This window comes from Phytohabitans rumicis, assembly GCF_011764445.1.
In the GTDB taxonomy this organism is placed as follows: Bacteria; Actinomycetota; Actinomycetes; order Mycobacteriales; family Micromonosporaceae; genus Phytohabitans; species Phytohabitans rumicis.
Window position 1 is genome coordinate 9,378,935 of sequence record NZ_BLPG01000001.1, and the last position, 20,277, is coordinate 9,399,211.

Genomic DNA, 20,277 nt, shown 5'->3' on the forward strand with positions numbered 1-20,277 from the left:
CGCCACCCTGGCCGGTACTGGCATCCGGCGGTCCGCCGGGCGGGGTGAGCTCCGAGACGTCGACCCCGGCCGCGGCCAGCGCCGCCTCGATGGTCGACGTGCTCAGCGGGTTCAGTTGCGTGGCGGCCAGCACGGTGTTGGCGCGCCACGACCCCACGATCCCGGCGGAGACGCCGTCCCGGGCGACCGCGTCGACGTACGCCTGGCCGTCGACCAGCGCCTCCCAGTTGCCGTCCGCCGCGTTGTTGGCGACGTGGCCGGCGACCGGTGACGTGAGCCCGTTCGTGAGGTTGGACCGGACGGCGGTGCCGATCTGGGCGGAGAGCCAGTCCGGCATGCCGGCACCGGCCAGGCCGCCCTCCAGCCGGTCGGTGATCGCACCGATGGGGCGGCCGACGATCATGGCGAGGGGGCACCGAGGGCGCCCGCGACGCCGGCGACGAACACGTCCTGGACGCCGACCTCGTACCCTTCCTCCTCCACCTCGTCGAGGATCTGGACGGTCCCGAATATGGTCAACGTCCGGTTGATCACCTCGTCCCCGGCCTCGGTGGCCATCTCCGCCGCGCCCCGGATCAGCGCGTTGGCGCGGCCCGGCAGGGGACCGAGAAGGCTCCGGCCCGCCATCGCCTCGATCATCGAGCCCAGCCGGGTGCCGATCGTCCGGGCCAGCACGCCGGCCAGCAGGCCGCCGCCGGGAAGGGCGATGATCGCGGCGAACAGCGCCGCGTTGATGGCGATCTCGACGCCGATGTTGACCTTCGCTTCGACGATCTGCTGGCCGTACGTGCGGACGAAGTCGGCGAGGTCGCGCATGACGGCGGCCAACTCGCCGTACGACTCGGCGAGCTGGATGCCGTTGCTGGCGAACTGCGCACCGGCGGTGTCCGGCCAGGCTGTCAGCACCCGAACCTGGGCCGCGAGGAGGGGGGCCCGCGCGTCCTCGACCATGGTGGCTGCAGCGTCCCAGGCGTTCGCGAGCTCGAACACCCTGTCCTCGTTGTCCGGCGGCCAGATCGTGTGGGCGCTTAGGTCGACGATGAGTGCCCACAGACCGCTGGGGTCGACCGGCTCCGGAATCGCCATGGCCGGCGCTCAGACCTGGAACGCCCGGTCGGCCGCGGCCCCGGCTTCGTCGTAGGCCCCAGGCATTGCTCGCCGGTCGAGGCATGGCGTTCCGGCGCGGCGAGGAGCTTGTCGGCGGCAGCGGTGAGATCCACCACCACGGTGTTGTAGTCCCTGGCGAACGAGCGGCCCAGCGGTCCGTTGCCGAGCGGGCGCTCCAGCGCGCCGATCTGGGTCTGCCTGCCGCCCCAGTCGGCCTTGAGGTCGCCTCCCAGCTTGCCCAGCTCGTCCAGCACCGCCCGGATCTCCGGGAGGTTCATGGCCATGCCGTCCCCGTTGGGGGCTACCTCTCCCACAGCCGCTTCCCCCGTTCGCGTTCGCCGTCGAGCACGTACAGGACCGGACCGTAGGTCGGGTCCGCGTGGCGCCCGGATCTCTCGCCCACCAGCCGCTCGGTGAGCCGCGTGGCCTCCTGCGTGGCCTGCCCGGCGGCGTCCCGGATGGTCTCCGCGATGGCCTCGGCCAGCGCGGTGGCGTCCTGGTCCCGGCCGATCAGCGGGTCGAGGACGAGGTCGAGCAGCTCGCCGCGGCCGCCGACGACGGCGGTGATCAGACCGTCCGGCGAGTACGCGGTCGCGCTGATCCCGTCCACCCCGTCCCGCAGCGCGCGGACCTGCGCGGCCAGCCGCTGGTACTCGGCCAGTCGCTCGGTCAGGCCGCCTGGTAGCGCATCCATGCCGCCTCCCGTTGGTCGCACATCCGTCGGCGCGCTGATAGCGTGCCGCGGGGCCAATCCGCGCGGGGCGCACTGTCCGGTTCAGGCCATGGCTGACCGCGACGGGTGAACGCGAGCCGACCATGGCGCACCATGAGGAGACCGACGGCCGCCCTGGCGGCCACCGCGATCGTCCTGGCCGCGCCGATGGTCGGTGCTCCGCCCGCACCGGCCGCCGTGCCGCCGGCGGGCGCCTGCCGAGACCCGGAGCCCGCCCGCCCGGTCGTCGCCGACCAGCCATGGGCGCAGCAACTGCTGGACGTGCGCGGCGCCTGGCGGCACAGCACCGGAACGGGTGTCGTGGTCGCGGTCGTGGACTCCGGAGTGGACGGTGACCACCCGCAGCTGGCCGGAAAGGTCCTACGGGGACGGGACTTCTTCTTCGCGGGCAACCTGCCGGGCGCGTTCGACTGCGTCTCGCACGGCACCGCGGTCGGTTCCGTGATCGCAGCGGCGCCGGTGGACGGGGTCGGCTTCCACGGCGTCGCGCCCGGCGCGACGATCCTGCCGGTACGGATCACCGACCGCGAACTCGCCGACAGCGGCGACCCGACCCCGATCGACCCGGCCGCCCTCGCCCGGGGGATCCGGTACGCCACCGACCACCGCGCCAAGGTGATCAACCTGTCGCTGTCGGGGTACGGCGACTTCCCGGTGGTACGCGACGCGGTCGCGTACGCCCGATCCCGGGACGTCCTGCTGGTCGCGGCCGCCGGCAACCGGCAGGGCACCCGCGCGTCGTACCCCGCGGCCTATGACGGGGTGTTGGGCGTCGGCGCGGTCGACATCGCCGGCGCGCGCGCGTCCGGCTCACAGGCCGGCGACCACGTCGACCTGGTCGCTCCCGGTGCGGGCGTGCTCGCCGCCGCCAGGGTGGGCGGCCACGCGTACTGGGATGGCACCAGCATCGCCACGCCGTTCGTCGCCGGCACCGCCGCGCTGGTGCGCTCGGCCCACCCGGACCTGAGCGCCGAGCAGGTGGCCCGGCGCCTCATCGCGACCGCCTCACCGGCCAGAGGCGGCCGCAAAAGCGGGGAGTACGGCGCCGGCCTCGTCGACCCGTACCGGGCGGTGACCGAGACCCCGCCGGCGCAGGGCCCGGCCCCGATGGCCGCCGTGGCGCTCCCGCCCCCGGATCACCAGGCGGCCCGGGACGCGGCCTGGTGGCACCGCACCGGCCACCTGGCGAAGGCCGGCCTGGGCGGGGCGGTGGCGGCCATCCTGGTAGCCGCGGCCCTGGCCTGGTCGGTGCTGCGGGGCCGGCGCCGGCGCTGGGCGCCCGCGCGGGCCGCGTCGCCGCCCACTGTCCCGGTCGGCGAGAACCTGCCGGAGGAGATCTTCCTGTTTCCCCCGCCTCCGGTCGAGGCGCCGAGGCCCTGACCGGCCGCCAGCGAATGGCCCCGGGCCGCGTGCCCAGGGCCATTCTGTTTCCGGTGTCGCGGACTACCGGAAGGACGTCAACCTGGTGGCGTAGTTCAGCGCGTCCTCAAGGATGGTCCGCACCTGTCCGACGCCGCCCCCAGGAGCTGGAGGAGTTCGTTGTTCGCCTTGTCGACCGCGACCGCCGCCGCGCTGATCTCCTGGAAGTTCACGCCGGGCTGGTCGGACCATTGGTCCGCGAGAGCGTTGACCTGACTGGTCCAGTACCCGTGTTCGCCGTCGATGCCGGCGGCGGTTTGGAAGACCGTTTGCTGCAGCGTGTCGAGCCGTCCGAAGTCGCCGCTGACCCACCCGGGCTGCCCCATAGTTTCGCCCTACCCTTCCACTCGAAGATGTCAGACCTGGTAGCCGGCGCTGGTCGGGCCGCCGAGGACGCCGTTGAACGGGGCGCTCTGGATGGAGGCCATGACGGCCGCGCCGTCCGCGCTGGCGGTCTGGTAGCCCGCGCTGGATCCGGTCGCCGCTTGTGAGAGCTGGTCCAGCAGGGTGATGAACCGGGCACTCGCCGTCTCCCACTCGAAGACCTTCTCCTCGAAGATGGGTAGCCCGGCGTTCCGCCAGTGCTCCCGTTGCTCCGCTACCACCGGTCGTAGCTTTTTCACGTACTCATCGACGGCCTTGGCGACGCCGTCGGCGGTGACCCCCGCCGCACTCATCGCCTCCGTCTGGCCAGCAAGATAAGGATCCGGCATGGGCTAGCTCCCGTTCGCCGTCGCTGGGTGCCGCCCCGTCGGACGGCCCGGGGCCGCGGATGCGGCGTCCGATGGCGACGCTACGGGCGCCGGGCGGACCGGCGGCCGCGCCGGCACCTTCCTGCCATCCGGGCCCATACCCGGCCGGCAGCGGCGACGATGCCGCATGAGCGCAACGTGGGGAGGTCACTGTCGTGGCGTCGGTTGTCGTACGCAGGCCGTCCCGGCAGCCGGCACCGGAGATGCCGTCCGGGGAGCTGACGCTGGAGGCTCCGCCCGAGATCCCGGCACCACCGGCCCGGCAGTGGACGCAGGCCGTGATGGTGCTGCCCATGGTGGCCATCATGGGCGCGATGATGATCCCGTTGGTCTCGGGCGGGTCGTTCGGGAGCCTGCGCTATGTGGTCATGGGGCTCTTCGGGGTGGGCATGCTGGCGATGGTCGGGGTGGCGTTCCTCAACAGCGGCGGGCCGAGCAAGCGCGAGATGGGTCAGGCCCGCCGGCTCTACCTGCGCGGGCTGGCGCAGCACCGGGTCCGCGTCACCCGCACCGCCCGCCGGCAACGGACCGCACTGTCCTATCTGTACCCCGACCCGCGGGTGCTGTGGTCGCTGGTGGCCAGCTACCGGCTGTGGGAACGGCGCCGCGACGACCCGGACTTCGGCGTGGCGCGCATCGGTGTCGGCCGGCAGAGCCTGGCCACCGTGCTGATCCCGCCGGACACCAAGCCGATGGAGCAACTGGAGCCGCTGTCCGCGTTGGCGCTGCGGCGGTTCGTCACCACGTACTCGGCGCTGCCGGACCTGCCGCTGGCGATGGCGGTCAACGGGTTCAGCCGGGTCTACCTGCGCGGCGACCGGGACCGGGCCACCGGCCTGGTCCGGGCGGTCCTGGCCCAGCTGGCCACCTTCCACCCGCCGGACGACCTGCGGATCGCGGTGTGCGCCGCGGCGGAGCGCCGCCCGGACTGGGAGTGGCTCAAATGGCTGCCGCACGCGCTGCACCCGGACCGCACCGACGCGCTCGGCCCGGTGCGGCTCGTCGCCACGACGATCACCGCGCTGGAGGCGATGCTGGAGGACCTGCTCGGCGCCCGGCCGCGCTTCGACCCGGACCATGGCGGCGTGCTGGTGTCCGGGCCGCATCTGGTCGTGGTGCTCGACGGGGTGACAGCGCCGGCTCGGACCACCTCATGAGCGCCGGCGGAGTCGAGGGCGTCACGGTCATCGACCTGACCACGCCGCCCGCCCGGGCGCTGGAACGGTCTGCGGTCGTGCTCGCGGTCGCGGCCGACGGCTGGCTGTCCAGCCTGTCGGCCGAGGGGAGACCGAGATCGGTCGGGCCGACGACGCACCACTGGCCACAGTGGAGGGTCTGGCCCGCCAGCTGGCCCCACTCCGGCTGACCAGGGGCGGGCCGGGCGAGCAGCCGCTGAGCGTCGAGCTCGGCCTGGCGGAGCTGCTCGAGCTCGGCGACCCGTACGCGTTCGACCCGGCCGCCACCTGGGTGCAGCGGCCCAGCCGGGACCGCCTGCGGGTGCGGCTGGGCATCCGGGCCGACGGCACCCCCATCGAGCTGGACCTCAAGGAGTCCGCTCAGGACGGTATGGGCCCGCACGGGCTGCTGATCGGCGCCACCGGCTCCGGCAAGAGCGAGCTGCTGCGTACGCTGGTGCTCGCGCTGGCCGTGACCCATCCGCCCAACGTGCTGAACTTCGCGCTCATCGACTTCAAGGGCGGCGCCACATTCGCCAAGCTGGACCGGTTGCCGCACACCAGTGCGGTGATCACCAACCTGGTGGACGAGCTGCCGATGGTCGACCGGATGGCCGACGCGATCAACGGTGAGCTGTTGCGGCGCCAGGAACTGCTGCGCGCGGCCGGCAACTTCTCCTCGCTGCGCGACTACGAGAAGGCCCGCGCGGCGGGCGCCCCGCTGGCCGAGGTGCCGACGCTGTTCGTGGTCTGCGACGAGTTCAGCGAGCTGCTGTCGCGGCGGCCGGACTTCATCGACACCTTCGTGCAGATCGGTCGGGTGGGCCGGTCGCTGGGCGTACACCTGCTGCTGGCCAGCCAGCGCCTCGACGAGGGACGGCTGCGCGGCCTGGACACCCACCTGTCGTACCGGATCGGGCTGCGCACGCTGTCCGACATGGACAGTCGCGCGGCGCTCGGCGTGGCCGACGCGTTCTCGCTACCCACCGCCCCCGGGCACGGCTTCCTGAGGTTCGGCACCGACCCGCTGACCCGGTTTCGCGCGGCCTACGTGTCCGGGGTGCACAGCCCCTCGGTCGCCCCGGTCGCCAAGCCCGACGCGGGCGAGCCGCTCGGGCTGGCCGAGTACTCGACCACCTACATCGCGCCGAAGGCCGAGCACGAGGCGGCGGTCGTCACGCCCGCCGAGGACCCCGACGCGGTGGGGGAGAGCCTGCTGGACATCCTGGTGGACCGGCTCGCGGGCCAGGGGGCGCCCGCGCATCAGGTGTGGTTGCCGCCGCTGGCCGAGTCGCCCACCCTGGACCAGCTGCTCGGCGGCCTGACCGCCGACCCGGTACGCGGCCTGCGCGCCCGACGGCCCGACCTCAACGGGCGACTGCGGGCCGTGGTCGGGGTCGTCGACCGGCCGCTGGAGCAGCGGCGCGACCCGCTCGTGTTGGACCTGGGCGGCGCCGCCGGCCACGTCCTGGTGGTCGGCGCGCCGCGCGCCGGTAAGAGCACCGCGCTGCGCACCATCATCACCAGCCTCGCCCTCACCCACACCCCCGCGAGGTGCAGTTCTACTGCCTGGACTTCGGCGGCGGCTCGCTCGGCTCGATCCGCGGGCTCCCGCACGTCGCCGGCGTGGCCGGCCGGCAGAACGTCGGCGCGGTACGGCGCACCGTCGCCGAGGTGGTCACGCTGCTCGCCGCCCGGGAACGCCGGTTCGCCGAGCACAACATCGACGGAATGGCCGCCTACCGGGCGCTGCGGGCCTCCGGCGCCGTCACCGACGATCCGCACGGCGACGTGGTGCTGGTCGTGGACGGCTGGCTGACCCTGCGCAAGGAGTTCGACGACCTGGAGGAGGCGGTCACCGGCGTCGCCACCCGGGGGCTGGCCTACGGCGTGCACGTGGTGGTCGGCTGCTCGCGCCCGATCGACCTGCGGGCGAACCTCCGAGACCTGTTCGGCAGCAATGTGGAGCTGCGGCTCGGCGACCCGATCGACTCGATGGTCGACCGCGCGAGCGCGCTGCGCGTACCGGAGAACGCGCCGGGCCGGGGCGTCTGCGCGAGCCGGCACCAGATCCTGATGGCGCTGCCGCGGCTGGACTCGGTCCAGGCGGCCGACGACCTGGCCGGCGGCCTGGCCGGTCTGGTGGACGCGGTGGCCGCGGCCTGGACCGGCGACCGGGCACCGGCGGTGCGCATGCTCCCCACCAAGCTGCCCTATGGCGCGCTGCCGGCGGACGATCCGGACGGGCTGCGGCTCACGGTCGGCATCGTCGAGCAGGACCTCGGCCCGGCCCACGTCGACCTCGGCGCCGACCCGCACCTGCTGGTGCTCGGCGACACCCAGTCGGGCAAGACCAGCCTCCTGCGCCTGCTCGCCCGCCGCATCGTGGACACGTACGGGCCGGACCGGGCGCGGGTGATCGTGGTCGACCACCGCCGGGGGCTGCTCGGCGAGGTGCCGCCCGGACACCTGCTCGGCTTCGGTGTCGACCAGGAGTCGACGGCGGGCCTGATGGCCGAGGCCGCCCGCGGGATCGCCGACCGGTTGCCCGGCCCCGACGTCACCCCCGCCCAGCTGCGCACCCGCAGCTGGTGGCAGGGACCGGAACTGTTCGTCCTCGTCGACGACTACGACCTGGTGGCGAGCCCGACCGGCAACCCGCTGATGCCGCTGATGCCGATGCTGGCGCAGGGCCGCGACATCGGCCTGCACGTGGTCCTCACCCGCCGTACCGGTGGCGCCGGTCGCGCGATGTTCGAGCAGGTCTTCGCCCGGCTGCGCGACATCGGCTCGCCCGGCCTCATGCTCTCCGGCGACCGGGCCGAAGGTCCGCTGCTGGGTGGACTCCGGGCGGAGCCGCTGCCGCCCGGGCGAGGACGCCTGACCTCCCGCGGCCAGCCCTCCGTGCTGGTGCAGCTGGCCTGGCTCCCGCCGGCGGAATGACCAAGCCCTGCACTCCACCCGACCAGGCGCTCAGGTCGCCTGGCGGGCACCGAACGGTCGATTGGGAGGACCTATGCCGAAGACGTCAGGCGGCTTCATCGATGGCAAGCCGGACCCGATGATGGCGTACGCGCCGCAAGGCCCGGACCCGGCCCTGGTCGGCCCGCATCAACCCCTCAACAGCCGCCTGCCCGGTGCCGGCGCGCTCCTCGTCCACGCGGACATGCTGGCCGGCGATCTGCTGGCGCGGTTCGTCACGTCGGCGAACGCCGAGTTCGAGGGCCTCACACGGCGAGTGACGGCGAGCGGCGTGGCGTATCTCGACGCGAGCTCCGCCGCGGCGGCCACCTTCATCGGCATCGTCGAACCCACGGAGTGATCAGGTGGAAGCGCCGGCGTACGCAGCGAACTACATGGGCCTTTCCATCAAGGAACAGTACGACATCATGCTCCACGAGCTCACAAACTGTGAGCTGCTCCAGAAGAAGGGGGGCATGTGGGAGAACGCGCGCATCGAGTTGATTGAGGCGGACGGTTCGCTGAAGCAATCCGCCGACGCCCTGGCGGGGGATTGGACGGACGGAGCCTTTGACGCCTTCTCCGAAACGTCCCTAGACATCCGGCGCCTCCTCAACGACTGGTTGGGGCTCATCACCGGCAACAACCCGTTCGAGGCGCTGTACGACCTGAGCAATCAGATCATGAGCACCTTCGGGACGGTCCGAGACGCCTACGAACAGACGCTCGCGCTGACAGCGGCGCGCGACCAACACGAGGCGAATCTGGCCATCTTGCGGGCTCCGGCCCCGTTCGGGGCGGATTTCGACGCCGGATACGCCATGGGAGTCGCCCTCCAAGAAGGCTCGTTGTTGGACCAGATCAACGCGGCGAACACCGGAATCGTGGAACAGCATGTGAGATCGAGCGAGGCGATGGGACAACTCGCCACGGCGTACGAGCAAACCGCCGGCAAGCTGACCGCCGCCGCTAGCGGGCAACAGTTTCCGGACCTGGGTGGCGGGCCTGCTGGCGGCGGCGGCGGCGGCGGCGGTGCCCCGCTCGGCGCGACGGCGCGGCCCGGCGGCGGCGCCGTGCTGCCGGCCGGAGTCGCACTACCCGACGGCACGCTCCTTCCGGATGGCTTGCTCCCCACGGATGGCGTGACACTGCCGGAGGGCGCGACGCTGCCAGACGGCGGCACCACTTTGCCCGGCGGTGCCACTTTGCCGGAAGGTGCCGGCTTGCCCGGTGGCGGTGGCGCCTTGCCCGACGGCGCCGCGTTGCCAGGTGCCGGCGGTGCGGGCCTGGACCAGATCGCCGAGCCGTCGCTGTCCGGACTCGGCGGTGCCCTGGCGCCCAGCCTTCCGCCGAGCCTGCCCCCGCTGACGGGCGGCGGGCTACCTCCCGGCACGTCCCCGCTGACGCCGTACGTTCCGCCGGTCCTGCCACCGGTCGTCACGCCGGGGCTCCCACCCGGCGGAAACACCGGATCTCGCGGCTCCGTGCCGGCGGTGCGGCCGATCGGTGGCGGGACCGGGGTGGGCGGCGCCGGCGTGCCCGGCGTGAGCCTCGGCGGGTCCGGGTCCACCTCGCTGCCACAGGCCGCGGTGCCGGTCAGCGCCGCGCAACAGGCCGCGACCGGGTCGCCGCCGGTCGCGCTGGGCGGTGCCACGCCCGCCGGGACATCGACGGCGGGCGGCGCGATACCCCCGATCATGCCGCCGATGATGGGCGGCGCCGGGGCGGGTACGGGCGGCGGTGGCCGGCCGGGGTCGGGTGCGGCCCGCCGCCCACCGGCCGGGCGGGGGAACGGCCCATCGTCCACACCCGGCCTGCCCGAGCTGCTCAGTGGCAAGGCGGGCAGGTCGGAGCAGGGCCTGATCCCGGTCCGGACCCGCCGGGCCAGGCCGGAGCGAAAGGCGGAGCCGCCGGTGGCGGTCCAGGCGCAGGTGGTCGACGAGGACCTGTGGCGGGTGGACGAGGCCACGACCCGACCCCGGCCCAGCCGAGCCCACTGACCCGCGCGCGCCGCGCCTGACCCGCGCGGCCCGCTCCTGACCCGCGCGGCCCGCTCCTGACCCGCGCGGGCCGCGCCGGACCCGCGCGCGCCGGGCCCGGGCCGCGCCGATCAAGGACTTCCGCGCCGATCAAGGGCATAGGGCCGTGGTTCGATCTCCATTCCACGACCGTTTGCCCTTGATCGGCGGCGGAGTCCTTGATCGACGCAGAGGGCCCGGCCCGGCGCGGACGCGGCGAGGGGGCCGCGCAGGGCGCGGCGGGCGATCAAGGGCGGCGTCAGGTGGTGCGGCGCAGGGCGGCCTCGTGGCTCAGGCCGCTGCCCATGGGGATCCGGGCGACCACACCGGCGGGTACCCGGACCGGCCGCACGTTGGGGTAGCCCAGGACCTCGAGCAGCGCCGGATCCGCCACCGGGTACGCGATGCCCATGTCGGTCACCACCATCAGCGTGCCCGCCGGGGCGTCCGCGCTCGGCATCGACTCCACCACCGCGACCCAGCCGGGCGGCACGAGCATCCGGTCGGCGAGCCGGGCACCCGCGTCGGTGCGCCCCGGCGTGCCGGCCATCGGATCGGTCGCCGGCATCGCGGGGTCCAGCAGCAGTCCGGGTACGCCCTGCCCGGGCTCGAAGACGAGGCAGACGGTGGTCGCCGCGTCCCCGCCGGCGAGCCGGGGACGTACCCGCGGCGGGTCACCGGCGGCGGCCGGCAGGTCCGGGGTCCGGGTGGCGGACGCCGCCTCCGGCAGGGTCAGCGGGATGCCGGAAGGCCGTTCGGTGCCGTACGCGGCGGCGGTGCCGGGTGCGGCCAGCTGGATGTCGTACTGCAGCGGGCTGATCGGGCGCAGGCGGCTGACCTCGGCCAGGTAGTGGCGCGCCGCGTCGGACACGCCCACCACCAGCACCTGCCCGGCCTTGATGTCGGTGCGGCCCGGTACGGCTCGGGAGGGCTTGCCGGCGTCCGGCACCGCGATCGGGGCGATCGGCCGTCCGGCCGGCAGCGCCTCGATCACCGTGGGGCTCATCGGGATCGCCGCACCGGCGCCCAGGGCCACCGCCACCGGTTCCGCGTCCCGGTCGGCGATCTCGTGCCGGTAGCCGCGCAGTACCAGGTGCAGCCGGCCCGTCTCGGGCACCCGCACCAGCAGCCCGCGCTCGCCCATCGGCTGGCCGGCGGCCGGCCGGTGCCCGACCATCAGGGCCGACCGCGGCACGGTCGCGCCGGTGCGGTCGGTGCCCGGCTGCGAGCAGAACGTCCACCCCTCGTCGAGCACGCGGTCCGGTCCGGGCAGGGCGTCCGGCGCGTCCGGGATGCCGATCCGCGGCCCGCGCGGCACCCCGACCAGCGACTTGCGTGACACCCGGCGGCTGTCCCCGTACCGGCCCAGCGCCAGCAGGGCGGAGGAGTAGTTGGCGACCGGGTGCAGCCGGCCGTCCAGGTACACGTAGCGGGTCCCGGTCTCCTTCTCGACCACCACCGCGTCGGCGCCCTGCCAGCCGCGGTTGCCGCCGGGCACGATGAACCCGTAGACGCCGACCACCGCCAGCGCGATCACCGCGATGGCGAGGCTGCCGACCGCGGCCAGGGCGGGCCGGCGAAACGGTGGCTGTTCGGGGTCGCTCTCCCTGGTCACCTGCGCGGAGACGACCCGTTGCGCCAGGAACTGGTACGCGTGCAGCTGGTCGCGTTTGGAGGCCATGTCAGCCACCGAGCCCGCGGACGTAGCCGTACAGCCCGAGCACCCAGCAGGCCACCGGGACGATCGCCAGCACCACGAGCACCTCCAGCAGTTCGGCGTACCGGCTCAGGTACGGGCCGGGCGGTCGGGTGCTGTACCGGACGGCGAGCAGCACGGCCAGCGCGCCGGCCAGGAGCAGGCCGGCCCCGGTCGTGGCGTACCGGTCAGGGTCGGCCGTCAGCGGTCCGGCGGCCAGGCACACCGCGCCGGTGAGCCCGGCGAGCAGCATCGGCGCCCGCTGACGGGCGATCGGGTACAGGCGGGCGCGCAGCAGGAACCCGACCGCCAGGATGCTCACCAGCACCCACCCGGGGGTGCCGCCGCGGCGTACCAGCAGCGCCTGGCACACCGCGGCGACCAGCGCGAGGCCGCCCACCATGCCGCAGAGCAGGCTGTCGGCGCGCAGCACCGCCGCGTACACGGCCGTGCGGGCCGGCTGCGGATCGTCGCGTACCAGGTCGGCGGCGGCCCGCGGCAGCACCGGCATCGGCACCCGGCCGAGCCGGATCGACAGCGGCGCGAGCACGGGGGAGAACGCCAGTCCCAGCCCTGCCACGATCGCCGCGGCCTGGTACCCCCGCAGCGCCTCGAACGTGCTCAGCCACGCGCCGGCGACGCTGAGCGCGCCGGCGCTCGCGCCGCCGGCGAACCACGCCGCGCGGTCCACCACACCGAGCACGCCGGCCATGGAGGCGACCAGCAGCGCGGTGCCGGCCGCCAGCAGGTGCGGGGCGCCGAGCCCGGTCAGTGCGCGTTCGCCGGCCAGGAGCGTCCCGCCGCCAGCGAAGGCCATCGGCAGCGCGGCCAGCGCGACGGCCGCGCCGGCCCCGGCGTCACCGCCGGCCCGGGCCAGCAGCGCGCCCGCGCACAGCAGCACGGCGGCGGCGCCGAGCGCCCATCCGGCCGGGCCGGGCCACGGCGGTCCGGCCCGCAGCACCGCGAGCAGGCAGAGCAATACCGCGAGTACGCCGGCGGCCAGGCCGGTCCACCGGGTGTGCCGGTACGCCCAGGCGCCACCCGTCCGGGCCGAGCCGGTGGCGATGGCGTCGACGACGTCGTCGTACTCCAACTCGGGCCAGTCGGTGCCGGCGTGGGTCAGGTGCAGCACCTCGCCGTCGCGTACCCGGTGCGCGGCCAGCGTGCGGGCCGGCTCCAGGATGGCGCCGTCGGCGCGGCGCAGCACCCAGCCGTCCGCCGCTGTCCCGGCGTCGGGCAGGTCCTCCCCGGCCTGTCCTAACAGGATGGGCAGCAGCTCCGCGAGGGGTGCGCGTTCGGGCAGGGCGAGGTCGATCCGCCGGGCCGGCGCCGCGACGGTGAGCCGGACCAGTCCGGTGGCATTCATGCGACCACGGTGGCCCAGCGGCGCCGGCGGGGAAACCGGGCCGGCCGGTAGCGGCCACGCGACCGCGCTGGTCGGTCTCCCTACAGTGGGATGGTGGCCGTGCGGTTGGCGATCGTGGCGTTGCTCGGTGCCCTGCTGGGCGGCGGCCTCGTGGCCCTGTACCTGCGCCGGGTGGGCGCCGCCCGCGGCGGCGAGCTGGCCCATCTGGAGCAGTTGGTCAAGCGCCGGGCCGAGCAGGTGACCGCGCTCAGCCACGAGCTGCGCACCCCGCTGAGCATGATCAAGGGAGCGGTGGACCTGCTGCGGGAGGGGACGCCGGGCCCGTTGACCCCGGCTCAGGAACGGTTTCTGCAGGTGGTCGACCACCAGTGCACCCAGGTGATCGGGCTGTGCGAGAGCCTGCTGATCCAGGCGAAGATCGAGGCCGGGCTGTTCACGCCGCGGCCGGAGCGGGTCGACGTGTCGGTGGTGACCCGGGACGTCGTCACCGCGATGCGGCCGTTGTGCGCGCAGCGCCAGCAGCGGATCAGCCTGGACACGCCGCAGGTCATGCCGCGGATCCAGGGCGATCCGCAGCTGCTGACCCAGGCGCTGACCAACCTGCTGTCCAACGCCAGCCGGTTCACCACCGCGGGCGGCAGCATCGACGTGCGGGTGGCGGTCATCGACACCGGCGTCGCGGTCTACGTCACCGACGACGGCGCCGGGATGACCCCGGACGAGCGGCACCGGTTGTTCCGCCGGTTCGCCACCGGCCGCCCACTGGCCGACGGCACCGGGCTCGGCCTGGTCATCACGAAGACCATCGTGGAGCTGCACGGCGGTGACATCATGGTGCACACCGCGTCGGCCCGCGGGACGACGTTCCTGCTCACGCTGCCCCGAGGCGAGTCCCGATGAACCCCGACCCGAAGACCGGTACGGCCGGCCCGACCGCGCTGGTCGTCGACGACGAGCCGCACATGGCCGTGATCATCGAGTTCGCCCTGCAAACCCAGGGCTTCACGGTGCTGGTCGCGCCGGACGGGGCCACCGCCCTGCACCTGTTGCGGACGCGCTCGGTCGACCTGGTCGTGCTGGACGTGCTGATGCCCACAATGGACGGCCTGACCCTGTGCGAGCGGATCCGGGCCCGCTCCGACGTGCCCATCATGATGCTGACCGCGCTGGCCCAGCACGACGACGTCATCGCCGGGCTGGAGCACGGCGCCGACGACTACGTCACCAAGCCGTTCCACCCGAGGGAGGTGGCCCTGCGGGCGCAGGCGCTGGTGCGGCGAGGGCGCGGCACGGGCACCGCGATCCGGGTCGGCGACCTGGTGATCGACCCGGCCACCCGGACGGCGGTGCTGGCCGGGCATCGGCTGGACCTGCCGTTCACCGAGTTCAAGCTGCTGGTGCACCTGGCCAACCGGCGGGGCGTGCCGCAGTCGTGGCAGGAGTTGCTGCGCGAGGTCTGGGGCACCGCCGACCTGATGGGCGGCCGGGACGTCGTGAAGTCGACCGTGTACCGGCTCCGGTCCCGGCTGGCCGGCGTGCCGGGCGGCGCCGGCTACGTGCGCACGCTGCGCGGCGTGGGCTATCTGATGGCCGACCTCGCCCCGGCGGAGCGGGCCGAGCCGGATCGGTGACACCGCTGTCACCGGCGCTCACACCGCCGTCACCGGCGGACCGTCCATCCGCCTCTAACCTGGCCGCAACATTGGCTCCAGCAGGAGGTCGACGTCATGACCGTGGGTCAGGTAGGACGAGGCGGACGAGCATTGGCGTTGCTGGCGGCGGCCGCCCTGGCGGGTGCGGCGGGCTGCGCGCGGGAGGCGGGCGGCAGCACACCGGCCCAGGACGACGGCGGGATCGTCCACGTGGTGTGCGGCGCCACCGAGGAGTGGTGCGCGGCGACCACCGCCCAGTTCACCCGGTCCACCGGGGTCAAGGCGGACTTCGTGCGGCTGTCCAGCGGGGAGGCGCTGGCCCGCATCAAGGCCGGCAAGAACAACCCCGAGTTCGACGTCTGGTACGGCGGCCCGGCCGACGGGTTCGCCGCGGCCGGCGGTGAGGGCCTGCTGGAGCCGTACGTCTCGCCGAACGCGGCGGCGATCCCGGCCCGGTACAAGGATCCCGGTGGCATGTGGACCGGCGTCTACGTCGGCGCGCTCGGGTTCTGCGCCAATACGAAGGTGTTGGCGGAAAAGGGGGTCGCGGCCCCCGCCTCGTGGGCGGACCTGCTCGACCCGAAGCTGGCCAAGGACATCAGCATCGCGCACCCGTCCACGTCCGGCACCGCGTACACGGCGCTGTGGACGCAGGTGGTGCTCGGCGGCGGCGGCGCGGCGGGCGAGGACAAGGCCATGCAGTACATGCGCAAGCTGCACCCCAACGTGTTGCAGTACACCAAGTCCGGGGCCGCACCCGCGCAGATGGCCGCCCGCGGCGAGGTCGCCGTGGGTGTCATCTTCTCGCACGACTGCGTCGCGGCCCGCGAGGGCGGTTTTCCCGACCTGGCGGTGAGCTTCCCGAGTGAGGGCACCGGCTACGAGACCGGCGGTGTCGCGCTGGTCAAGGGCGCGCAGAACCCGGTGAGCGCGAAGAAGTACGTCGACTGGGCGCTGACCACCGAGGCGCAGGAGGTCGGCCCGACGGTCAAGGCGTACCAGTTCCCGACCAACCCCGGCGCGAAGGTCTCCGACAAGGTGGTCGACCTGAGCCAGATCAAGCTGGTGGAGTACGACCCGGTCGTCGCCGGGAAGGCGAAGTCCGCGCTGACCAAGCGGTTCGACATCGACGTCGCCCAGGCGCCGAAGTCATGACCGACGTGCTGACCGATCGCGAGGTGCCACCGCCATCCGCGGCGGCACCCCGCCGGCGGCGCCGGCCGGACCTCGGCGTCCGGGCGTTCGTCGTGGCGAGCGTGCTGCTGGTGGCGATCGGTAGCGTGGTGCCGCTCGCCGCGGTCCTGGCGACCGCATTCGCGCCGGGCGCGCTGCACCGGTACGGCGAGTTCTTCACGTCCTCAGTGGACCTGAAGATCCTGCGCAACACCTTGGTGCTGGGCGCCCTCGTCGGGACCGGCGGCACGGCGCTGGGTTTCCTGTTCGCGTTCGTCCAAACCAGACTCGACGTGCCCGGCAAGCGAATCCTGCACGTGCTGGCGCTGGTGCCGATCGTCAGCCCACCGTTCGCGGTGGCCACCGCCACGGTCGTGCTGTACGGGCGCCGCGGCGTCATCAGCAACGGCGTCTTCGGCCTGGAGTACGACATCTACGGCCTGGACGGCCTGGTCTTCGTGCTGTCGCTGTCGCTGTTCCCGGTCGCCTACCTGGGCCTGCTGGGCATGATGCGGGGGCTGGACCCGGCTCTGGAGGAGGCCGCGATGAACCTGGGCGCCGGCCCGTGGCGCATCCTGCGCACGGTCATCCTGCCGCTGCTGGCACCCGGGCTGGTCGGCCCGTTCCTGCTGCTGTTCGTGGAGGCCATCGCTGACCTGGCCAACCCGCTCGTGTTGGGCGGCGACTACACCGTGCTGGCCAGCCGCGCCTACCTGGCGGTGTCCGGCGAGTACGACACCACCAGCGCCGCCGTCTACTGCGTCATCCTGCTGGTCCCGTCCGTCGGGCTCTTCCTGGCCCAGCGGTACTGGCTCAGCCGCAAGGTGCGGACCACCATCACCGGGCGGCCGTCCGGCAGCGTGCACCTGATCACCGGTTGGGTGCGCTGGCCGATCTTCGGCCTGGCGGTGCTGGTGGCCGCCGTCATCGTGAGCATCTACGGCACCGTCATCGCCGGTTCGGTGACCCGCGTGTTCGGCGTGGACAACACGCTGACCCTGGAGTATCTGCGCGAGGTGGTGATGGGTGTGGGCCAGGAGGCGGTGCGGGACACCGTCGTACTCGCCGCCGTCGCCACCCCGGTCGCCGCCGCCTTCGGCGTCGTCATCGCCTGGCTGGTGGTCCGGCATCTGCGGCGGACCGCCGGCCTGCTGGACCTGGCCGGCACGTTGGGCGTCGCCGTCCCCGGCACCGTGCTCGGCATCGGCTTCGTGCTCGCGTACCGTCCCGAACGGTACGTCGGCCCGTTCGAGGTGTTTCCCAGCCTCGTGGGCGGCGGCGCCGTCGCCGGCGGTGCGGCGGCCATCATCCTGGCCTACGTGGTGCGCAGCCTGCCGGCGGGCCAGCGCACGGCGGTGGCCGCGCTCACCCAGCTGCACCCGCATGTCGAGCAGGCGTCGACCGACCTCGGCGCCGGTCCACTGTACACATTCCGGCGGATCACTTTGCCGCTCATCCGGCCGGCCCTGCTGACCGGCCTCAGCTACAGCTTCGCCCGGAGCATGACGTCGATATCGACGATCGTGCTGCTGGTCACCCCGCAGACAAAAATCATCACCTCGCAGGTGCTCAGCGCCGCCAGCACCGGACGGTACGGCGTCGCCTTCGCCTACTGCACCGTGCTGACCGCCATCGTCCTGGCCGCCTTCGGGCTCATCCGGCTCGTGGTCGGCGGCGGGGCGACCCTGCAACGCGTCGCCGCCACGGAGAGGCAGAAGCCATGACCACCGCCATGACCGAATCGACCGCCACCGGCATCCGGGCAGCCGCCCACAGTGGACGGTTGCAACTGGACGGTCTGACCAAGAGCTTCGCCAGCCGCTCCGGCGCGGTGACCGCCGTCGACAGCGTGACCCTCGACGTCGCACCGGGCGAGTTCATCACGCTGCTCGGCCCGTCCGGCTGCGGGAAGACCACGACCCTGCGCATGGTCGCCGGGTTCGAGGAGGCCACCGCCGGCCACATCCGGCTGGACGGCCAGGTCATCGACGCGATCCCGCCGCAGCGCCGGCCGATGGCCATGGTGTTCCAGAGCTACGCGCTGTTTCCGCACCTCACCGTCGCCGGCAACATCGGGTACGGCTTGCGGCTGCTGCGGCGCTCCCGCGACGAGATCGCTACCAGCATGCGGATGGCGTTGACCAGCATGAACCTGGTGGGCCTGGAGGACCGCAGCCCGCACGAGCTGTCCGGCGGGCAGCAACAGCGGGTGGCACTGGCCCGGGCCCTGGTGGTGCAGCCGAAGGTGCTGCTCTTCGACGAGCCGCTGTCCAACCTGGACGCAAAGCTGCGCGGCGCGATGCGGGCCGAGATCCGGCGGATCCAGCGGATGTTCGGGATCACCAGCATCTACGTCACCCACGACCAGGACGAGGCGATGAGCATGTCCGACCGGATCGTGGTGATGAACCGGGGCCGGGTGGAGCAGGTCGCCACGCCGGGGGAGATCTACCTGCGGCCGGCCAGCGTGTTCGTCGCGGACTTCATCGGCCGGGCCAACTTCATCGAGGTGATGGTGGAGCGCGTGCACGGCAGCACCGCCGTCGTGCACACGCTCGGCCAGCGGCTGGAGGTGGCGGCCCACCAGGACGCGGCGGCCGGCGGCGACGCGTACCTGATGATGCGGCCGGAGACGATCGCGCTGGTGCCGGTCACCGACGGCGGCACCGGGATCGGCGTGGTGCTGCGCTCCACGTTCCACGGCCCGACCATCGACTACGAGGTGGAGACCACGAGCGGCACCATCACCGTCACCGAGCCTGGCCGCGACCCCCGGCAGCTGCTGGTCGAGGGCACCAACGTCGACATCACGATCGACCAGGAACGCGCGTACCTGCTCGCCGGCGAGTAGCGGGCTCGTCAGCGTTCGGCCGTGAAGTTGCCCATCATCGCCATGTCCTCGTGTTCGAGGTGGCGTTCAGGCGCTTGTCGCCGTCGCGGCGCGTTTGGCCATTTCCTGCGGGGAAAGATCCTCGATGCGGGTGGCGACACTCCACCGATGCCCGAACGGGTCCACGAACTGGCCGGTGCGATCGCCGTAGAACTGATCGGTGACGGGGCGTAGGGCGGTGGCGCCGGCCTCGATCGCCCGATTGAAGACGTCGTCAACGTTTTCGATGTAGAGGCTGATGGTGACTGGCGTGCCGCCGATGCTCTTCGGTCCCCGGATGCCCAGGTCCGGGAACTCGTCCGACAGCATGACTACGGCTGTGCCGATCTCCAGTTCGGCGTGGCCCAGCCTGCCGTCTGGCTCGGACATCCGCATCCGTTCGGTCGCTCCGAACACGGTGCGGTAGTAATCGATCGCTGTGCTGGCGCCGTCGATGCAGAGGTAGGGCACGACCTGGGGATAGTTGTCGGGGATGGGCTTCACGTCAGCCATGGCAGACCACTTTTCTGCTGGTGGCCCGGTCACCAGATCTCGGGGCCCGCTCGATGCGTCCGCCAGTGGCGGACTGTCACGCCACCGGGGACACGAGCGACGAGCCCAACTCTACGCGACCGCACGGGATATTCGGCGAACGACCAGGCCCCGACGGAGCCGTCTCGGGAGTATCCTGCGGTATAGCTGCGCCGACCGACGTGCGCAGCTCGTCGAGCCCGCAACTCCACCGCGACATGTCGGGTTGCAGTCCCCGGCCACGGGCCCAGTCCTCGCTCGCTCAACACTCGCCATCCTCGTAGGCAGTTGGGCTGGAGGAACACCATGTCCGCACCCTTTTCCCCGCTGGCGACGTTGGCGCCGCTGTACGTCGAGACGAGCATCCCGTCGCCGGCCACGGCCCGGGTGGCCGTCGCGGGAGAGGTCGACTTGGCAACCGCGGCCGCATTGCGCGAGCGGCTGCTGCGCGTGCTGCACGGGCACAGTCTCAACCTGCTCGACGTCAATCTCGCCGGGGTCACCTTCATGGACTGCACCGGAATCGGTGCGCTCATCGGCGTGCGCAACGCCGCTGCCCGGGCCGGATGCCAGGTGCGCGTCACCGATCCGCAGCCCATTGTCCGCCGGGTTCTGGAGGCGACCGGGTTGCTCGGGGTTTTCACCGCCCCGATCGAGCAGCCACAGCGCCGGCCCGCAAGGTCCGAATATCCGTTGGGAGCCGAACCCGTCCCTACGGCGGTGACGGTGCAGGCCAATGTGACGATTGCCGCCTGACGGTCTTGGGCGTGCGTGCTGACGATATCGGGAGTAGCCTATGGGTACGTGCGCCGCCACAGGCGGGCG

At 73.0% G+C, this 20,277-nt stretch carries 17 protein-coding genes and 1 pseudogene; 10 read left to right on the forward strand and 8 right to left on the reverse strand.

Features of this window, described 5'->3' with window-relative positions:
- Window positions 1–399 precede the first annotated feature (399 nt).
- The 3 genes from Prum_RS42480 to Prum_RS42490 are packed head-to-tail and all read right to left on the reverse strand — an operon-like array spanning window position 400 to window position 1,801.
- Window positions 400–1,086: a WXG100-like domain-containing protein gene (locus Prum_RS42480; protein WP_173082919.1), complete on the reverse strand. Its 687-nt coding sequence runs from the start codon at window positions 1,084–1,086 to the stop codon at window positions 400–402.
- On the reverse strand, window positions 1,029–1,421 hold the full coding sequence (locus Prum_RS42485) for a hypothetical protein (RefSeq protein ID WP_173082921.1): 393 nt from the start codon (window positions 1,419–1,421) through the stop codon (window positions 1,029–1,031). The genes Prum_RS42480 and Prum_RS42485 overlap by 58 nt, the downstream gene beginning before the upstream one ends.
- Window positions 1,409–1,801: a YbaB/EbfC family nucleoid-associated protein gene (locus Prum_RS42490; RefSeq protein ID WP_173082923.1), complete on the reverse strand. Its 393-nt coding sequence runs from the start codon at window positions 1,799–1,801 to the stop codon at window positions 1,409–1,411. The genes Prum_RS42485 and Prum_RS42490 overlap by 13 nt, the downstream gene beginning before the upstream one ends.
- 132 nt (window positions 1,802–1,933) lie before the next feature.
- Between Prum_RS42490 and mycP the strand changes: the two genes are divergently transcribed.
- Complete coding sequence (gene mycP / locus Prum_RS42495) at window positions 1,934–3,220, forward strand: type VII secretion-associated serine protease mycosin (RefSeq protein WP_173082925.1); 1,287 nt, start codon at window positions 1,934–1,936, stop codon at window positions 3,218–3,220.
- 95 nt (window positions 3,221–3,315) lie between these two features.
- Here mycP and Prum_RS42500 read toward each other — a convergent pair whose 3' ends face one another.
- On the reverse strand, window positions 3,316–3,585 hold the full coding sequence (locus tag Prum_RS42500) for a hypothetical protein (protein ID WP_173082927.1): 270 nt from the start codon (window positions 3,583–3,585) through the stop codon (window positions 3,316–3,318).
- A gap of 30 nt (window positions 3,586–3,615) precedes the next feature.
- The gene (locus Prum_RS42505; RefSeq protein WP_173082929.1) at window positions 3,616–3,936 is read right to left on the reverse strand and encodes a hypothetical protein; all 321 of its coding nucleotides are present in this window, start codon (window positions 3,934–3,936) and stop codon (window positions 3,616–3,618) included.
- Between the two features lie 230 nt (window positions 3,937–4,166).
- On the opposite strand from Prum_RS42505, the pseudogene eccCa reads away from it, so the two are divergent.
- From eccCa to Prum_RS42520, 3 genes and pseudogenes are all read left to right on the forward strand, one after another.
- Window positions 4,167–8,129 (forward strand): annotated as a pseudogene (gene eccCa, locus Prum_RS42510) (type VII secretion protein EccCa).
- Window positions 8,130–8,202: 73 nt separating this feature from the next.
- Complete coding sequence (locus Prum_RS42515; protein WP_173082931.1) at window positions 8,203–8,508, forward strand: hypothetical protein; 306 nt, start codon at window positions 8,203–8,205, stop codon at window positions 8,506–8,508.
- Window positions 8,509–8,512: 4 nt separating this feature from the next.
- Complete coding sequence (locus tag Prum_RS42520) at window positions 8,513–10,147, forward strand: hypothetical protein (protein WP_173082933.1); 1,635 nt, start codon at window positions 8,513–8,515, stop codon at window positions 10,145–10,147.
- Window positions 10,148–10,424: 277 nt separating this feature from the next.
- Here the strand turns inward: Prum_RS42520 and eccB are convergent, their stop codons facing one another.
- Window positions 10,425–11,846 (reverse strand): type VII secretion protein EccB, encoded by a 1,422-nt coding sequence (eccB, locus tag Prum_RS42525; RefSeq protein WP_173082935.1) that lies wholly within the window; start codon window positions 11,844–11,846, stop codon window positions 10,425–10,427.
- A gap of 1 nt (window position 11,847) precedes the next feature.
- Window positions 11,848–13,227, reverse strand: coding sequence for a type VII secretion integral membrane protein EccD (gene eccD / locus Prum_RS42530; RefSeq protein WP_173082937.1), 1,380 nt, complete (start codon window positions 13,225–13,227; stop codon window positions 11,848–11,850).
- 93 nt (window positions 13,228–13,320) lie between these two features.
- On the opposite strand from eccD, the gene Prum_RS42535 reads away from it, so the two are divergent.
- The 5 genes from Prum_RS42535 to Prum_RS42555 all read left to right on the forward strand — a co-directional run bounded on the left by Prum_RS42535 (window position 13,321) and on the right by Prum_RS42555 (window position 18,903).
- Window positions 13,321–14,127, forward strand: coding sequence for a sensor histidine kinase (locus tag Prum_RS42535; protein WP_173082939.1), 807 nt, complete (start codon window positions 13,321–13,323; stop codon window positions 14,125–14,127).
- Complete coding sequence (locus Prum_RS42540; protein ID WP_173082941.1) at window positions 14,124–14,858, forward strand: response regulator transcription factor; 735 nt, start codon at window positions 14,124–14,126, stop codon at window positions 14,856–14,858. The genes Prum_RS42535 and Prum_RS42540 overlap by 4 nt, the downstream gene beginning before the upstream one ends.
- Before the next feature lie 132 nt (window positions 14,859–14,990).
- The gene (locus Prum_RS42545; RefSeq protein WP_218577635.1) at window positions 14,991–16,034 is read left to right on the forward strand and encodes an ABC transporter substrate-binding protein; all 1,044 of its coding nucleotides are present in this window, start codon (window positions 14,991–14,993) and stop codon (window positions 16,032–16,034) included.
- On the forward strand, window positions 16,031–17,776 hold the full coding sequence (locus Prum_RS42550) for an ABC transporter permease (protein ID WP_173082945.1): 1,746 nt from the start codon (window positions 16,031–16,033) through the stop codon (window positions 17,774–17,776). The genes Prum_RS42545 and Prum_RS42550 overlap by 4 nt, the downstream gene beginning before the upstream one ends.
- Window positions 17,773–18,903 carry an ABC transporter ATP-binding protein gene (locus Prum_RS42555; RefSeq protein WP_218577636.1) on the forward strand — a complete coding sequence of 377 codons (1,131 nt, stop codon included), beginning with the start codon at window positions 17,773–17,775 and terminating at the stop codon, window positions 18,901–18,903. The genes Prum_RS42550 and Prum_RS42555 overlap by 4 nt, the downstream gene beginning before the upstream one ends.
- Before the next feature lie 66 nt (window positions 18,904–18,969).
- Here Prum_RS42555 and Prum_RS42560 read toward each other — a convergent pair whose 3' ends face one another.
- Complete coding sequence (locus tag Prum_RS42560; RefSeq protein WP_173082947.1) at window positions 18,970–19,434, reverse strand: VOC family protein; 465 nt, start codon at window positions 19,432–19,434, stop codon at window positions 18,970–18,972.
- A gap of 324 nt (window positions 19,435–19,758) precedes the next feature.
- On the opposite strand from Prum_RS42560, the gene Prum_RS42565 reads away from it, so the two are divergent.
- Window positions 19,759–20,208 (forward strand): STAS domain-containing protein, encoded by a 450-nt coding sequence (locus Prum_RS42565; RefSeq protein WP_173082949.1) that lies wholly within the window; start codon window positions 19,759–19,761, stop codon window positions 20,206–20,208.
- Window positions 20,209–20,277 lie beyond the last annotated feature (69 nt).

Bases quoted from the DNA above. Each gene is read 5' to 3' on its own strand.
- Prum_RS42480 (WP_173082919.1), bottom strand. From the start codon at position 1,086: ATGGCGATTCCGGAGCCGGTCGACCCCAGCGGTCTGTGGGCACTCATC.
- Prum_RS42490 (WP_173082923.1), bottom strand. From the start codon at position 1,801: ATGGATGCGCTACCAGGCGGCCTGACCGAGCGACTGGCCGAGTACCAG.
- mycP (WP_173082925.1), top strand. From the start codon at position 1,934: ATGAGGAGACCGACGGCCGCCCTGGCGGCCACCGCGATCGTCCTGGCC.
- Prum_RS42500 (WP_173082927.1), bottom strand. From the start codon at position 3,585: ATGGGGCAGCCCGGGTGGGTCAGCGGCGACTTCGGACGGCTCGACACG.
- Prum_RS42505 (WP_173082929.1), bottom strand. From the start codon at position 3,936: ATGAGTGCGGCGGGGGTCACCGCCGACGGCGTCGCCAAGGCCGTCGAT.
- Prum_RS42515 (WP_173082931.1), top strand. From the start codon at position 8,203: ATGCCGAAGACGTCAGGCGGCTTCATCGATGGCAAGCCGGACCCGATG.
- eccB (WP_173082935.1), bottom strand. From the start codon at position 11,846: ATGGCCTCCAAACGCGACCAGCTGCACGCGTACCAGTTCCTGGCGCAA.
- eccD (WP_173082937.1), bottom strand. From the start codon at position 13,227: ATGAATGCCACCGGACTGGTCCGGCTCACCGTCGCGGCGCCGGCCCGG.
- Prum_RS42540 (WP_173082941.1), top strand. From the start codon at position 14,124: ATGAACCCCGACCCGAAGACCGGTACGGCCGGCCCGACCGCGCTGGTC.
- Prum_RS42550 (WP_173082945.1), top strand. From the start codon at position 16,031: ATGACCGACGTGCTGACCGATCGCGAGGTGCCACCGCCATCCGCGGCG.
- Prum_RS42555 (WP_218577636.1), top strand. From the start codon at position 17,773: ATGACCACCGCCATGACCGAATCGACCGCCACCGGCATCCGGGCAGCC.
- Prum_RS42560 (WP_173082947.1), bottom strand. From the start codon at position 19,434: ATGGCTGACGTGAAGCCCATCCCCGACAACTATCCCCAGGTCGTGCCC.
- Prum_RS42565 (WP_173082949.1), top strand. From the start codon at position 19,759: ATGTCCGCACCCTTTTCCCCGCTGGCGACGTTGGCGCCGCTGTACGTC.